Source organism: Aureimonas psammosilenae (assembly GCF_009176975.1).
GTDB classification, from domain to species: domain Bacteria; phylum Pseudomonadota; class Alphaproteobacteria; order Rhizobiales; family Rhizobiaceae; genus Plantimonas; species Plantimonas psammosilenae.
Genome location: NZ_WEZG01000014.1, coordinates 83,944 through 98,465, shown reverse-complemented (window position 1 = coordinate 98,465; position 14,522 = coordinate 83,944). Strand labels below are relative to the sequence as shown.

The 14,522-nt window shown below is 65.6% G+C and carries 14 protein-coding genes; 2 read left to right on the top strand and 12 right to left on the bottom strand.

Annotated features, from left to right (window positions below; all coding sequences use genetic code 11):
* The first annotated feature begins 101 nt into the window (after nt 1–101).
* Nucleotides 102–1,097, top strand: a complete 996-nt coding sequence (locus tag F9929_RS20320; RefSeq protein WP_235919470.1) for a GlxA family transcriptional regulator — start codon at nt 102–104, stop codon at nt 1,095–1,097.
* Nucleotides 1,098–1,129: 32 nt separating this feature from the next.
* Here F9929_RS20320 and F9929_RS20315 read toward each other — a convergent pair whose 3' ends face one another.
* The 12 genes from F9929_RS20315 to F9929_RS20260 form a co-directional block, all read right to left on the bottom strand.
* Nucleotides 1,130–1,870: an SH3 domain-containing protein gene (locus F9929_RS20315; RefSeq protein WP_152048372.1), complete on the bottom strand. Its 741-nt coding sequence runs from the start codon at nt 1,868–1,870 to the stop codon at nt 1,130–1,132.
* A gap of 50 nt (nt 1,871–1,920) precedes the next feature.
* Entirely contained in the window at nt 1,921–2,307 is a 387-nt protein-coding gene (gene csgH / locus F9929_RS20310; RefSeq protein WP_152048371.1) for a curli-like amyloid fiber formation chaperone CsgH, read from the bottom strand.
* Between the two features lie 10 nt (nt 2,308–2,317).
* Nucleotides 2,318–3,046, bottom strand: coding sequence for a hypothetical protein (locus F9929_RS20305; protein WP_152048370.1), 729 nt, complete (start codon nt 3,044–3,046; stop codon nt 2,318–2,320).
* 241 nt (nt 3,047–3,287) lie between these two features.
* Complete coding sequence (locus F9929_RS20300; protein WP_152048369.1) at nt 3,288–4,385, bottom strand: hypothetical protein; 1,098 nt, start codon at nt 4,383–4,385, stop codon at nt 3,288–3,290.
* A 799-nt stretch (nt 4,386–5,184) separates the two neighbouring features.
* Nucleotides 5,185–6,426 (bottom strand): CsgG/HfaB family protein, encoded by a 1,242-nt coding sequence (locus tag F9929_RS20295; protein WP_152048368.1) that lies wholly within the window; start codon nt 6,424–6,426, stop codon nt 5,185–5,187.
* Nucleotides 6,427–6,501: 75 nt separating this feature from the next.
* Entirely contained in the window at nt 6,502–7,074 is a 573-nt protein-coding gene (locus tag F9929_RS20290; RefSeq protein WP_193227849.1) for a curli assembly protein CsgF, read from the bottom strand.
* 358 nt (nt 7,075–7,432) lie between these two features.
* Entirely contained in the window at nt 7,433–7,660 is a 228-nt protein-coding gene (locus F9929_RS20285; protein WP_152048366.1) for a hypothetical protein, read from the bottom strand.
* A 169-nt stretch (nt 7,661–7,829) separates the two neighbouring features.
* Nucleotides 7,830–9,077, bottom strand: coding sequence for a Gfo/Idh/MocA family protein (locus F9929_RS20280; protein ID WP_152048365.1), 1,248 nt, complete (start codon nt 9,075–9,077; stop codon nt 7,830–7,832).
* Between the two features lie 34 nt (nt 9,078–9,111).
* Nucleotides 9,112–9,933, bottom strand: a complete 822-nt coding sequence (locus tag F9929_RS20275; RefSeq protein WP_152048364.1) for a sugar phosphate isomerase/epimerase family protein — start codon at nt 9,931–9,933, stop codon at nt 9,112–9,114.
* Nucleotides 9,930–11,096, bottom strand: a complete 1,167-nt coding sequence (locus F9929_RS20270) for a dihydrodipicolinate synthase family protein (RefSeq protein ID WP_152048363.1) — start codon at nt 11,094–11,096, stop codon at nt 9,930–9,932. Before F9929_RS20270 ends, F9929_RS20275 begins: the two co-directional genes overlap by 4 nt.
* Before the next feature lie 14 nt (nt 11,097–11,110).
* On the bottom strand, nt 11,111–12,271 hold the full coding sequence (locus tag F9929_RS20265; protein ID WP_193227848.1) for a Gfo/Idh/MocA family protein: 1,161 nt from the start codon (nt 12,269–12,271) through the stop codon (nt 11,111–11,113).
* A 162-nt stretch (nt 12,272–12,433) separates the two neighbouring features.
* The gene (locus F9929_RS20260) at nt 12,434–13,117 is read right to left on the bottom strand and encodes a TetR/AcrR family transcriptional regulator (protein ID WP_152048362.1); all 684 of its coding nucleotides are present in this window, start codon (nt 13,115–13,117) and stop codon (nt 12,434–12,436) included.
* A gap of 121 nt (nt 13,118–13,238) precedes the next feature.
* On the opposite strand from F9929_RS20260, the gene F9929_RS20255 reads away from it, so the two are divergent.
* Entirely contained in the window at nt 13,239–14,522 is a 1,284-nt protein-coding gene (locus F9929_RS20255; protein ID WP_152048361.1) for an ABC transporter substrate-binding protein, read from the top strand.

The following is a 14,522-nucleotide window of genomic DNA, read 5'->3' as shown; positions in this document are numbered from 1 at the left end:
CGGCAAATTATCGCCTGCCCGTCTTGCGTCGCAGAACGGATGCGTCAGACTAACGGGATATTTGCGCCACCCGGAAGAAGTGTCCGATGCCCTCTCCCGCCATGCCCAGGCCCCGCGCGCCCTCGCAGGCGCGGCTTCGCGTCGGCTTCATCCTGGCGCGGCGCTTCACGCTCTGCGCCTTCGCCAATTTCGTGGACGTTCTGCGGCTCGCCGCCGACGAAGGCGACCGCTCGCGCCCCATCCTGTGCGAATGGTCGATCCTGTCGGACACGATGGAGCCGATCGCGTCGAGCTGCGGCGTGGTGGTGCAGCCGACGGCGCGGCTCGGCGACCCGAAGAGCTTCGACTACATCGTGGTGGTCGGCGGCTTGATGCAGGAAATCCCGAACCTCGCCCCGGCGACGCTCGCTTATCTGCAGCGGGCGGCGCGCGAGCACGTGCCTTTGGCGGGCGTTTGCACCGGGGCCTTCATCCTGCACCGCGCCGGGCTGATGGACGGTTATCGCTGCTGCGTAAGCTGGTTCCACCATGCCGATTTCCTGGAGCAGTTCGATGGCTTACGCCCGGTTGCCGACCAGATCTTCATGGTGGACCGCGACCGCCTCACCTGTTCGGGCGGCGCAAGCTCGGCGCATCTGGCGGCCTGGCTCGTGGAAAAGCATGTCGGGATCGGGCCGGCGCGCAAGAGCCTTCAGATCATGATCATCGACGAGGCGCTCAGGGGCGAGAAGCCGCAACCCGCCACCCCGATCGATGTCTCGTCCAGCGACGACGCGGTGCGCAAGGCCATTCTCCACATGCGGCAGAACGTGGAAACGCCGCTTTCGGTGGAGGAACTTGCCCGCCGGCTCGGTCTGTCGCGGCGCAGCCTGGAGCGCCATTTCGAGAAGGCGGTCGGCCGCTCGCCGAGCGCCTACTATGTCGCGCTGCGGCTCGATCAGGCCGATCTCCTGTTCCGCACGAGCCGCCAGACGGTGGCGGCCATCGCCGCCGCCACGGGCTTTTGCGACGGCTCGCATCTGGCGCGCGCGTTTCGAACGAACGGACGGGCCATGCCGCAAAGGCCGGCGACATCCGCGCCGGCCTCGATGCCATGATGGGCCGCGAACCCGTCGCGGCGAGCCGTGCCTTATGAGCGGCAGCCGGCGGCGAAGGTTAGAACCGGCCAGCGTCCGTCGCGCACCGCGCGCTGCCTGATCCAGCCTTCGAAGGTGGAAACCTTGGCGCGGCACCAAAGGCCGTCCGAGGCGGTGGTGCAGCGATCCACCTGCACGCAGGTTCCGGCGGGAATGGTCGCCACGATGGCGGCGTCGGGCCGAGCCTCGGCGCGCGCGTTCAACCGCACCAGAACGCCCGCGCTCGCATTCGCGCCTTCCGTTGTTTCCTTCGGGGAGGCGAGATCGGCCGGGGTCGCGCAGGTCGCGGTGTAGCCGATATAGATGCAGGACTGCGCCGTGCGAACGGGCGCGGCGTCCGCCGGGGCGGCGGCGGGTGCGGCGGCCGCGAGGCGCTCGAACACCACGGGCAGCTTGTCGGCGGTGTCGCCGCTGATGCGGTTCTGGTTGCCGCCGAGGCGTGCCACCACGTCGCCCGTGCGTGACACCAGCCCGAGCTGGTTTTCCACGATGCGCCAGGATTCCAGATCGTTCATCGCGCCGCCGCAATGGGCGGAGGACAGGGAATAACCCTGCCCCTTGGCGTCGCGGCCGAGCGTCACGCGGCACGCGCCGCCATCGGCAAAGGCGGGGTCGAGCGTCTGCCAGTCGCCGGAGAAGGCGCGCACGAAATCGCTTTCACTCTGTGCCAGCGCCGGCATCGCCAGGCATCCGACGACGAAAGCAGCGAGCGCGCTGCGAAGCATCATCCGCATGGTTCGTTTCCCCTTGAGAATAGCGCCCGCCAGCCCCCCGGCGGCGGCGCCTAGATGCGGTTGTCGCCGACGACCAGCGTGTTGCGCGCCACTTCCGCGCCGTTCTCGCCCGTCAGCACGAGTTCCACCTCGAGCCTGTCGCCCGGCGCCATCGAAAGGCCCACCGTCGCAACGCTGGAGGATTTGCCCGCGTCGAGTGTCGCGGAGCCGCCTTGCGTGGTGCTCGAGCGTCCCGCCGGCCCGCTTTTCTCCACCCGCATGGTCGCCTCGAAGCGCCCGGCGGAAAGGGCGAGCGCCCGGCCCGAGATGCGAACGCCGTTCGGGGCAGCTTCCACGTCGATCACCGCGACTGCCGCCGCCGGTCCCGCCGCATGCGTGGGCGAGGAAGCGCTCATGAGCGCGACGGCAAGGGTTAAAGCACCGGCGAAGACCTTCATCGCGTCACCATTACCGGCCTGAACCGATGCCGGGCAGCGCGGTCTGCGTGATCTGCACGGAAGTGGCGTTGGAAATCACCTGGACGCCGGTCGGCAGTCCCGTCGCCCCGGACGCCACCGCGCTCGCGATCGCCGCGTTGGAACTTGCGTCCGACAGGCCGCTGCCGTTCTGCACGACGCTGACATTGGCGCTGCCTTCGACGTTGAGGCTGCGCGTGTTGTTGCTGCCGTTCTGGATCAAGGTGCCGCTGCCTTCGCCCGCGACATCGACGCTGCCGGTATTGCCGTCGCCGTTCTGGAGAAGCGTGCCGCGACCGCCGAGATCGCCGGTGACGGTCACCGTCCCGCGATTGCCCGCGCCGAACTGGCCGATGGCCGATTGCGAAAGGCCGTTGGCCCGGATGTTCGCGACGTTGCCGGCGCCACCGTTCGCGTTGTTCTGTTGAAGGCCGACATTGGCGCCGCCTCCGTTGACGATCACGCTCGCCACGTTGCCGTCGCCCGCTTGCCGCGCGATGTCGTCCGCGTCGATCGCGAGGATTCCGGACGTCGTGTCTGGCACCACGAGTTCGAGCCCGCCGATGGCGGAATTGCTGGCGTTGGATTGATCGACGCTCAACGTGTTGTTGGAGCCCGTTTGCTGGATGACCAGCAGATTGTTCTGCGCCGTGGCTACGCCGGTTCCGATCCAGACGGAACCGAATGCCAACAAGGAGACCGCAAGATCGACGCTTCTCATCAGCCTGCTCCTTGCAAAAATTACCCTAAGGGCGAACCAACAATATATTGAAAGAATGCCGAAACCGGAAGAACGTCGGGACCCGTTTCCAAGTCGACCAACCGGTTGCATACGGCGGAGATCGTAAGATATTTTCCCTATCCGCCACCGGGCGGAACGAGTTCGTGCCTTTTCAAGCCAATGAAAGGCCCGCCCCCATGAAGGAGGCAGGCCCGTTCTTGATCGCTCGATCAGCTAAGTCTTACTGGTTGACGTTGCTGACGTTGAAGGAGCCGACCTGCGTGACGACGGCCGTGTTGTTGTAGGAGGCGCCGCTGATGGTACCGACGCCGACATTCGCGGTGTTCTTGAAGCCGGTCTGGAACACGCCGACATCGTTGTTGTCGCCATTGACGGTCACGTTCGCCTTCTGACTCCGGTCGTACTGGGTGATGGCCGTCTCGTTCAGGCTGCCGCTGATCGACGCGACGATCTCATTGTCGGAGCCGGACTGATCGAAGCCGAACATGTTTTCGTTGCCGGTGACGGTGACATCCAGCTTGTTTCCGTAGCCGAACTGGGAAACGTCGTTGCCGTCCCCGAAAGCGGACTTGAACCCAGCGATGTTGAACTCGCCGTTCGAACCGTTGCGGTCGCCGCTGAAGGTCATCTTGGCGGTGTTCTTGGAGCCGAAGGTGTTGCCCTGATAGACGCTATCGACGACGTTGCTGTTTCCGGTCTGCGCGATCGTGAGCTCGTTGCCGGCGCCCCCGTAGTTGGCCTGATAGGTCGAGTTGATCCTGTTGCCGTCGCTGCCGCCCTGCGTGATCGTCAGTCCGTTGCTGTTCCCGTACTGCTCAACCTTGGCCACGACGTTGTTCGACATGGACTGGGTGATCGAGGCCGTGTTGGTGCCCATGAACGAGTTGTTCTTCTGGTGCACGTCCTCGACGATGTTGCCGTTGCCGGACTGGTTCACCGACAGCTTGTTGTTGCCGGCGTAGCCGAAGAACGAGCCGCTTTCCTGGAGAACGGTGCGGACATTGTTGCCGTTGCCGGTCTGCTTGATGTCCGCGCTGTTCTTGTATCCGTCCTGCTTGAAGCGGCCGTCCGCTGCGCCGACCTTCTGATCGTTGCCATCCTGGTCGATCGTCAGGGTGTTGTCGCTGCCTTCCTGAAGGGCGGCCCGTCCAACCGAACCGACCTCCGAGGAACTGGCCTGGTCCTGATAGATCGTGAGTTCGTTCCGCTTCCCGTCCTGCTTGGTGAAGGACTCGTTGCCGTTTCCGCCTGCGAAAGCGGCGCCGCTGAACATGGCGAGGGCGGCAGAGGTCAGCAATACTTTCTTAAGATTCGTCATTGTACTCTCCAGTTACAGGGCCCGGCCGTCCAAAGCATCGGGCAGGTTGAAATCATGCACTTCGCGGACCGGTCAAAACGATCGGGCCCCGCGATCTGCGGATCAAGCAAACCACCAGCGTTCGCAGCGATGAAGTACATCGCTCCGTTGTGTGTCGCGGTTCTCTAAATCCGCCTATCGTCAGACAAACCGATCCCGTTGGAACCAAGCGCTGCGCTTGGGCCCTGCGATCGTCTCACCCTTATTTTCTGGAAGTCTTGGACTTGGTCCCGCCTTCCCCCCTTCGGAGTTGGGAACGCCTCGTGAAGGCTTTTCCTCAATCTCCTTAACAAATGCTTTACTCTTTTCCCTGACCAAACGTCAACACAATCCATGCGCGACCCCGCCGTGATAGCGGTGTTAGAGTTAAGTTGTGTTCTTGCGGACACGCGTAAGCAAAGTCCTTGAAAGAGCACTTCCCGCCCTATCGACTGCGTCCGACCGAATCTATTCAAATTGTTCGCAAATTCGCAGCGGCTCTTGCTGCTTGAGCTAGGTTACGGGCTCGATTGCGAAATTTCCGACGCAAACTCGTCCGATTTCTGTCGCAAGGGCAGCACATCGCCGCCGCTCTCGGTGTTCCCGCAAGCGCTTCGGGCATCCGTCCGGTCGACTGCACATCGCGAAACGAGCAAATGACTTTTTTCGCCTGAAAATTTCGGCTGGTGATCGGAAAGGGCCGAAATGCGAAACGGCGTCGTTCCGATCAGGAAGACGACGCCGTTCGCCGATTCTCCGTAAGCCCGTACGAGCCCTCGGTTTAGCTCGGGAAGCCGGTGAGCGCGGCCATCTGCCGGTCGATGCTTTTCTCGTCCAGCTTGCCGAGCGCCGGTTCGTCCTGGCGCGGCGCGGGCGGCAGCGCGGGCGGCGCGTTGGATTGCGGCGCGCGCGGAACGGGGGCGGTGTCGGTGCCGTTCGGCACGAAGCCGACGCCGGGCACCTGTCGCACGCCCGACTGGCCGGCGGGCCGCGTCACGGCGCGCGGCAGGCCGTTGCCGCTGCCCGACCCGACCTCGCCCGGCATGATCCGCCGCACCGTCACCGGGCGCGGGCCGGTGGCGATGGTTTCGGTGATGCTGGCCGGATCGCGGGTCAGGGGGCGCGGCAGGTCGTCGGCGCCGGGCGTGATCTTGTCGCCGTAGGTCTGTGCCTTGTAGGCGTCGATATAGGCCGCGCCCGCCGCATGGTCGGCGAAGTTCCAAAGGCCGAGCTCGGCTCCCTCGACGATGAGGCTCAGCACGGCCATTTCCATCGCGGACTGCACGGCGATCTGTTTCGGCTCGTTATAGGTGGTGCCGGCTTCCGCTTCCAGGATATCGGTGAGCTTCACATAGCGGAACGCGCCGCCCTGCAGCGAATAGGAAGCCACGGCCTTGCGCGTCGTGACGCTGGTCAGCACTTCGCCGGTCTTGGTGGAAATGGCGCGCAGCGTGACCGTCACGACGTCGCGGGAATATTTCGTGTCGCCGCCGATGCCGAGGAAGCGGGCGCCGAGCCCGCCGGTCACGATGTTGGAATCGTAGCCGATGATGCCGCCCTCGATGATGATCCCCGCATGGAGAAGCGGCGGCAGGGCGCTCGCGTCGATCTGCGTTTCCTGGTTGTAGATGCGGCGCATCTCGGTGAGGATCTGGCGCTCGCGCAGGAGGTTGTCGAGTTCCTTGCGCTCCAGCACCGTGAACCAGCGGCGCTCGCCCGCATCCTGCAGCGCCTTGATCAGGATCGCCGCGCCGCCCTGCGTCACCGCGCGCGACAGAGACTGGACGTTCTCGCGTTCCTTGAACTGGCCCGTCAGGTCCTCGATGTCGTAGACCGCGAGCACGGTGCGTTTTTCGGGCGGCGGCACGCGGCGCAGGTCGTCGTTCGGACGGCTGACCTTGGCGACCACCGGCCGCGTGTCGATCCGCGACTCCTCGGTGACGCAACCGCCGAGCGTGAGAAGCGACAGGCCCGCGATGAACCCCCGCGCGGCCAGCGTGCGGCAGCGAAGCCTGGACGCCATGATATGTAGTCTCCCCTGATGACCGGCGCGTTCCCCAACGCTCGGTCGCTCGCTCGTCCGGTTACGGCTGGCTTTTCAATAGATGCCGCTGGCGTTGCTGCCCGACAGCGTCCCCGTGATGGCGGCGGCCGAGGACGAGGTGCCGGCGGTTCTGGCCAGCGAGTTCGCCGACGAGCCGGCGGTCAGCGCGGCATTGCCGTTGGTCACCAGTTGCGGGACGACGATTTCGGTCACCGTTCCGTCCGCCGCGTTGACGATCGTCAGGCGAATGGAGCCGCCCGTGCGATCGAAGGTCACCGTGGTGTCGCCGAACTGGACCGTGCCGTTTTCCTGCGGATTCTCGCCGAAGATCGCGTCCGTGACTTGCGCTGCCAGCGCGGAAAGCAGCCGCCCCTGCAACTGGCGCACGAAGAGGTCGGCATCGGATGTCGAGGTGCCGCCGGGATTGGTGCCCGTCGCGGTCGTGGGCTTCTTGAAATCGCTGGCGGTGGATTCGCGCTGGGCGCTCGCCAGACCCAGAAGATGCGCCGAATTCAACGGGCTGCCGCCGAAGGACGGATTGACCGGGCTGTAGATCAGTTCGCCCGCGAAGCCGGACGAGGTGATCAAGGTCAATCCCGCAATCGTCAAACCAATCAGCTTCGTCATTACACTCAACCCTCGAAATGTCGTCATTATCGATGAGGGGGCTGTATCGAAGCAAGCGGAAAGTGGAAAACGACAATTTGGACTAAGATTGTTGCAAAAATAGCCCTAGGGAAGATGCTTAACTCTTTGGACCAGACCAATTTCCGAAAACTTGAGTGAACCTCGCGAAGGGGAAGGTTAAGCAACTTTAGCAATTGATGAATTTGTCCACGGACCCTGTCGTTTGGACATGACGTTCTCGAAAATGGCTGGTCTGGTCGCGCGACTGTAACCTGTGGATGCGCCAAAGGAAATCGCTTTTCCGGCCGGCGCGGTCCCGATCAAAGGTGTGCCGGCCGTTCGAGGCGGCGGCGTCCCGTCACGTCCGGCCGCGCAAAGCCTGTTTTCCCATATACAGGAGATGGCGCGCCCCGTCGGCCACCGACACCTGCCCGACGGCGATGGATTCGGCCGCCACGCGCATGACGGCGCGATCGAACTCGTTGGCCCGGATGGGCGCCGGCGGCGGATGGGCGATGACCTTGTCGCGTAAGGAGGCGACATAGGTCACCGTCTTGCGCTCGGTGGGGTTCAGCCCGGCCTCCACCGCCTGGCCACGCCCGGAAGCAAGGGCACGCCGCGCTCGACGCCGAGAATCGAGCCTGCGGCCGGATCGTTCACGAAGAAAGAGATGAACCGCGCCGCCGCTTCCCCTTGGGTCGAGGTCGACGATCCGGCCGCCTTCCGGCGCGACGCGGCCGTGTTGCGCGCGCTTCTCAGCGCATGATCTCCGCCGACAACGGCTCGATCTGCACCGCGCCGCCACCGAGCGAGCTTTCCAGCGCCGCGAGCCCGCACAGCACCGACATCGCGCCCGCGCGCGAGCCGGCGCGCTGGCGCAGCCGGTCGTTGGAGCCCGGCTTGAAGATCATGTCGCGCATCCGGTTGTCGCCGCCATAATGCCCGCCCGGCTCGTGCGGCACCCAGATGCGATCGACGCCGCCGCCGAAGCTCTTCATCACCACGATCTCGTCCGCCGGCGGCACGCTCCAGGGCTGCTTCTCGTATTGCCGAAGCTCGATGCGCCCGCGATGGCCGTTGAAGGCGATATGGTGCCCTTCGATCGGCATGTAGGTGTTTAGCGAATAGGACACCTGAACGCCCGAGCGATAACGGATGGAGGCCGTCATCGTGTCGGGGATGTCGATGTCCTCGCGATAAACGCAGGCGTCCCGCACGTAGCCATCGACCTGCGAGGGCTCCTCGTAGAGCGCGTCCAGAAACGGATCGGCGGCCAGATCCATGTGGTAGTCGCATTCGGCCGCGTGGACGCAGGTGCGGCAGCGCTCGCCCCGGAACGGTCCGTTGCGGCCGTAATGAAGAAGCTGGCCGAAGCCCTTCACTTCCTCAGGGTCGGAATCGAGATACCAGTTCAGAAGGTCGAAATGGTGCGTCGCCTTGTGGACGAAGAGCGAGCCCGAATGGCGCGTGAACGCGTGCCAGCGGCGGAAGTAATCCGCCCCGTGCTGGTTGTCCAAGTACCAGTGGAAGTCGACGGAGGTGACGGTGCCGATGGCCCCTTCCTCGATCAGTTCCTTGATGCGCGCGGCGGTGGGCGAAAAGCGGTAGTTGAACGAGACGTCCACCCGCCGGCCCGTGCGCTTCTCGGCGTCGCGGATGCGGGCGATCTTCTCACGCGTCGTGGTCATCGGCTTTTCGGAGATGACGTCCGCCCCGCCTTCCAGCGCGCGCACCACGATGTCGTCATGCGTGTCGTCGGGCGTGCAGACGATCACCAGCGAGGGCTTCAGCTCGGCCAGCATCCGGTCGAAGTCGTCGTAGAGCGGGGCGGCCGAGCCGATCATCGCGCGGGCCCGTTCGGCCCGCATCAGGTTCACGTCGCAGATGCCGACGAGTTCCACGAACTCGCTCCATCCCGCCAGAAGCTCACGCCCCCACATGGTGGTGCCGCGATTGCCCGTGCCGACCAGCGCGTAGCGCGTGCGGCCTTTCTCGGTCTTCATTCTCGTTCTCCCGGCAGTCCTGTTCGGTCCCGCCTCAGCACACCGTCCGGTAGCGCTCGACGCAGGTTCGGATCACCTCGTCCACCGGACGCGCGCCCCATTTGTGCGAAAAGATCTCGACTTCCTGGGGCCCACCGAACCCGGCCGCCTCGATGCTCGCGCGAAAGGCTTTGAGGTCGATCACGCCGTCGCCCATCATGCCCCGGTCGTGGAGCGGGTCGGTGGTCGGCACCAGCCAGTCGCAGATGTGATGGGCGAGGATACGCCCATCCCGGCCCGCCCGCGCGATCTGCGCTTCGAGTTCCGGGTCCCACCACACATGGTAGACGTCCACGGCGACGCCGACGCCGTCTCCCAGCTTGTCGCAAAGGTCGAGCGACTGTTTCAGCGTGTTGATGCAGGCGCGGTCGGCCGCATAGGCCGGGTGCAGCGGCTCGATCGCGAGCGGCACGCCGGCGGCGCGGGCATGGGGCAGAAGCTCGGCCATGCCGTCCGCCACCATCGCGCGCGCGCCGGGGAGATCGCGCGAGCCCGCCGGCAGACCGCCCACCACCATCACGAGGCAGGCCGCGCCGAGCATTGCGGCTTCGTCCACCGCGCGGCGGTTGTCGTCGATCGCCGCGCGCCGCCCGGCCTCGTCGGGGGCGGGAAAGAAGCCGCCGCGACAATGGCCGGTGACGCGCATGCCGTTGGCACGCACGATGCGCGCGGCTTCCGCGATGCCGACTTGCCCCACATGCTCGCGCCAGGGCGAGATGGCGGTGACGCCGTGGCGAAGGCAGGCGTCCACGATGCCGCCGAACGTGCCGCCCTGCCGCACCGTCGCGAAATTGATGGAAAGACCCTCGACGCTCATGCCATCCCCCGCACCGCTAGGAACTGCTTCATCCGCCGCGCCGCTTCGTCCGGGTCAGCGAGCGTGTTGGCGCGGTCGGCGAGGCGGAAGAGTTCCGCGAAATGAAGGGTCGAGCGCGCGCTTTCCTGCCCGCCCACCATGGTGAAATGGTTCTGCAGGCCGTTCAGCCAGGCCAGAAACACGACGCCCGTCTTGTAGAAGCGCGTCGGCGCGCGGAAGATGTGGCGCGACAAGGCGACGGTCGGCTCCAGCGTGTCGTGGAACTCGTTCAACGAGCCACGCTTCAAGCTGGCGAGCGCGGCGGAGGCCGCCGGCGCGATCGCGTCGAAGATGCCGAGAAGCGCGTCGGAATGACTGTGCTCGTCGCCGGCGATCAGTTCGGCATAATTGAAGTCGTCGCCCGTATACATCCTGACGCCCGCCGGCAGGCGGCGGCGCATGGCGATTTCCTTTTCCTTCGACAGAAGCGAGATCTTGATGCCGTCGATCCGGGCGGCATTGGCCTCGATCATCGCGAGGCAGGTGTCCATGGCCGTATCGTGGTCGGGCGAGCCCCAGTAGCCTTGGAGCGCTGGGTCGAACATCTCGCCGAGCCAGTGGATGATCACGGGTCTCCGCACATTCGCGAGCACGCGGCCATAGACGTCGAGATAATCGTCCGGTCCCTTGGCGCTTGCCGCCAGCGCGCGGCTCGCCATCAGGATGACGCGCCCGCCCTCCCCTTCCACGAAGCCGACCTGTTCCTCGTAAGCCGACACGATGTCGGAAAGCGCCAGATCCGGGTTCGGCGCGAGGTGGTCGGTGCCCGCGCCGCAGGCGATCAAGGCGTCGTCGCGCGACTGGGCTTCCTTGAGTGACCGGCGGACCAATTCCTGCGAGTCGGTCCAGGACAGGCCCATGCCGCGCTGCGCCGTGTCCATGGCCTCCGCGACGCCGAGGCCGAGATCCCAAAGCCGGTGCCGAAAGCGTAAGGTGGCGTCCCAGTCGATCGCCGGCTCCAGCCACGGGTCGGAGTGCTTCAAGGGGTCGGCCACCACATGGGCGGCGGCATAGGCGATGCGGTCGAAATCCGCCGCGCGCCGGCGGTGGAGCGGGATGGGACTACCGGCAAGACGGTAGAACTCGATCTCGCCGTTGTCGATGGGAAGCCGAAGCTCGGTCAAGGCCGTGTCCTCCTTCAGGCCGCGAGCGAGCGCTTGGCGAGCGAGGGCACGTCGAGCCAGCGGCGCTCGCGCCAGGAGCGCAGGCCGAGTTCGGCGAGCTGCACGCCCTTCACGCCTTCCATCAGCCCGTAGGGCCAGGGGCCGTCCTCGGCGAGATGGCGCACGAACATCTCCCACTGCGCCTTGAAGCCGTTGTCGTAGGTGACGTTGTCGGGCACCTCGTCCCAGGTGCGGTAGAAGTCGATGGTCTGCGGCTGGTCCGGGTTCCACACGGGTTTGGGCGTGTTCACGCGGTGCTGCGTCCAGCATTTGGTGAGCCCGGCCACCGCCGAGCCGTGCGTGCCGTCCACCTGGAAGGTCACGAGATCGTCGCGGCGCACCCGCACCGCCCAGGAGGAGTTGATCTGCGCGATCGCGCCGCCTTCCAGTTCGAAGGTCGCATAGGCCGCGTCGTCGGCATCCGCCCGGTAGCTTTGCCCGCGCTCATCGACGCGCGTCGGGATATGCGTCGCGCCGAGGCACGACACGGCCTTCACCTCGCCGAAGAGGTTGTCCATGACGTAGCGCCAATGGCACAGCATATCGAGGATGATGCCGCCGCCGTCCGCAGTGCGGTAGTTCCAGGACGGGCGCTGCGCCGGCTGCCAGTCGCCCTCGAAGACCCAATAGCCGAACTCGCCGCGCACCGAGAGGATCTTGCCGAAGAAGCCCGAGTCGCGCAGCATCGCGAGCTTGCGAAGGCCGGGCAGGAAGAGCTTGTCCTGCACCACGCCGTGCCGGACGCCGGAGCGCTCGGCGAGTTCGGCGACGCGAAGCGCTTCCTCCATGTTGTCGGAGATCGGCTTCTCGCAATAAACGTCCTTGCCGGCTTGAATGGCTTTCGTCAGGAGCGCGCCGCGCATCTGCGTCGTGCCGGCATCGAAGAACAGCGTGTCTTGCCTGTTGGCGAGCGCGGCGTCGAGATCGGTGGTCCAGCGCTCGATGCCGTGACGCCGGGCGATCTCCTCGATCTTGGCCCCGTTGCGCCCGACAAGGATCGGGTCGAGCATCACACGCTCGCCGTTGGACAGAAGCACGCCCCCATGCGCCCGGATCGCCACCACGGAGCGCACCAGATGCTGGTTGTAGCCCATGCGGCCGGTGATGCCGTGCATGATCACGCCGATGCGTTTCATCGATGGTCCTCCCCTGGGGCGCGGTTCGCGAACCCCGATGCGGCACCCCTTCGCGGGATTTGTAACCGTTTGGTTATTTGTGGGGAAAAGCGCGGCGCCTTGTCAACCGCCTTTCGCTTGGAGCCTTCCGGTTTTTCGGAAGCCGGGTTCTCTTGGGCGCTCTCAGGCTCTCACGGAAGCCAGCACCGTCGCGACGATATGGTCACCCCACCGGTCGTTCTCGGCGCGCGACTGGAGATCGCGGCGGAAGATGGTGGACAGGGTGTAGCGGTTCGACTGGTGGAACCAGGCCAGCGAGGCGATGGTCATGTAGACGTTCACGGGGTCGAGCCCCGGCTTGAACACCCCCGCTTCCGTCCCCCTTGCGAGCACGTCCCGCAACTCGTCGATGAAGTTCGAATGCATCTCCGCGATGCCCGGCGACTGGCGCAGATAGCGCGCGTGGTTGAGGTTCTCGGTGGACAGGATGCTGAGAAATTCGGGGTGATCGAGATAATAATGCCAGGTGAAGAGGGCGAGCTCCGCCAAGCCGTCCGCGGGTTCCCGATGGGCGAGGTCGAGCCGGCGCTCGGCATGGCGGATATGCCGGTAGGCTTCCTCCAGAACGGCGAGGTAGAGGCCGTCCTTGTCGCCGAAATAATGGTAGATCATGCGCTTGTTGGTGCCGGCCCGCCGCGCCACCACGTCCACCCGCGCCCCCGCCAGCCCTTTTTCGGAAATCTCGCGCCGCGCCGCTTCCAGGATCGCGGCGCGCGTCCGCTCCGGGTTGCGCGTCGCCCGTTCGTCCCGCCCCTCCCCCCGCCGGCGGCCGGCGGCCGGTTCGGGCGTGTCTTCTGCCTCGCTCATTTTCGACTCTTGCTTGACAAGTTGGGGGATCGATGGTCACCCTTGTAACCAATCAGTTATAAGTCGGCAACAAGGCCGGCATCGGTCGGCCCCATCGCGGGCCGCCATCGGGAGGAATGCCATGACCGTGTCCGTCACCCGGAGAAGCGTCCTGCAAGGCGGCGCGGCGGCTTTGACGCTGGCGGCGTTCGGTGGCCGGCCGGCTTTGGCGCAGGCGCAGCGGCTGCGCTTTCTCTGGTGGGGCAGCCAGGAGCGCGCCGACCGCACCCGCAACGCCATCGCCGCCTTCAAGGGCGTTTCGCCCGACACCGAGATCGTCGGCGAGTTCGCGGGCTGGTCGGACTACTGGCCCCGCCTCGCCACGCAGGTCGCCGGCCGCAACGCGCCCGACCTCATCCAGATGGATTACCGCTACATCTTCGAATATGCCCGTCGCGGCGCGCTGATGCCGCTCGACGAAGCCGTCGGCAAGGCGCTGAAGATCGAGGATTTCGGGCAGGCCAACATCGACTCAGGCCGTGTCGACGGCAAGCTCTACGGCGTCAATCTCGGCGTCAATTCCTCCTCCATCTGCTTCAACGCCAAGATGTGGGAAGACAACGGGGCCGAGGCCCCCAAACCCGGACAGACCTGGGAACAGATCGGCGAAAGCGCCGCCACCTTCGCCAAGAACCGCAAGCGCCCCGGCGTCTTCGCGCTGGCCGATGCCGGGGGTGTCGAGCCGAGCTTCGAGCTTTGGCTGCGCCAGAACGGCAAGGCGCTCTACACGGATGGCGGCCTCGCCTACGAGCCGAAGGACGCGGAAGGCTGGTTCGCGCTCTGGGCGGGGCTTCGCGAGCGCAAAGCCTGCGTTCCCGCCGATATCCAGGCGCTCGACCAGTTGAGCATCGAGACCAATCCGCTGACGTCCGGTAAGGCGGCCACCGCCTTCATGCACTCCAACCAGTTCGTCGGCTTCCAAGCCCTCAACAAGGCCAAGCTGACGCTGGGTCCCTACCCGAAGCTCTCGGGCGAGGCTCCGTCGGGCCATTACCTGAAGCCTTCGATGCTGATCAGCTTGTCGGCCAACGCGCCGGCGGAAGCGGCGCTGCGCTTCGCCGATTTCCTCGTATCCTCGCCCGAAGGCGTCAAGGCGCTCGGCGTCGAGCGCGGCGTGCCGGCCTCGCAAGGAATGCGCGAAGGGTTGACCCCGCAATTGAACGAGGTCGACCGCGCCATGGTGGAATATATCGCGTTGATCACGCCCGATGTCGGCGCGCTTCCCCCTTCCCCGCCCCCCGGCGCGGGCGAACTCGCCTTTGTTCTGAAACGCCTGAACGAGGAAGTCGGCTTCGGGCGCAAGACGCCGGCCCAAGCCGGCGAGGACATGGTCCGGGAAGCGAATGCCATTTTGAAACGGGGCTGA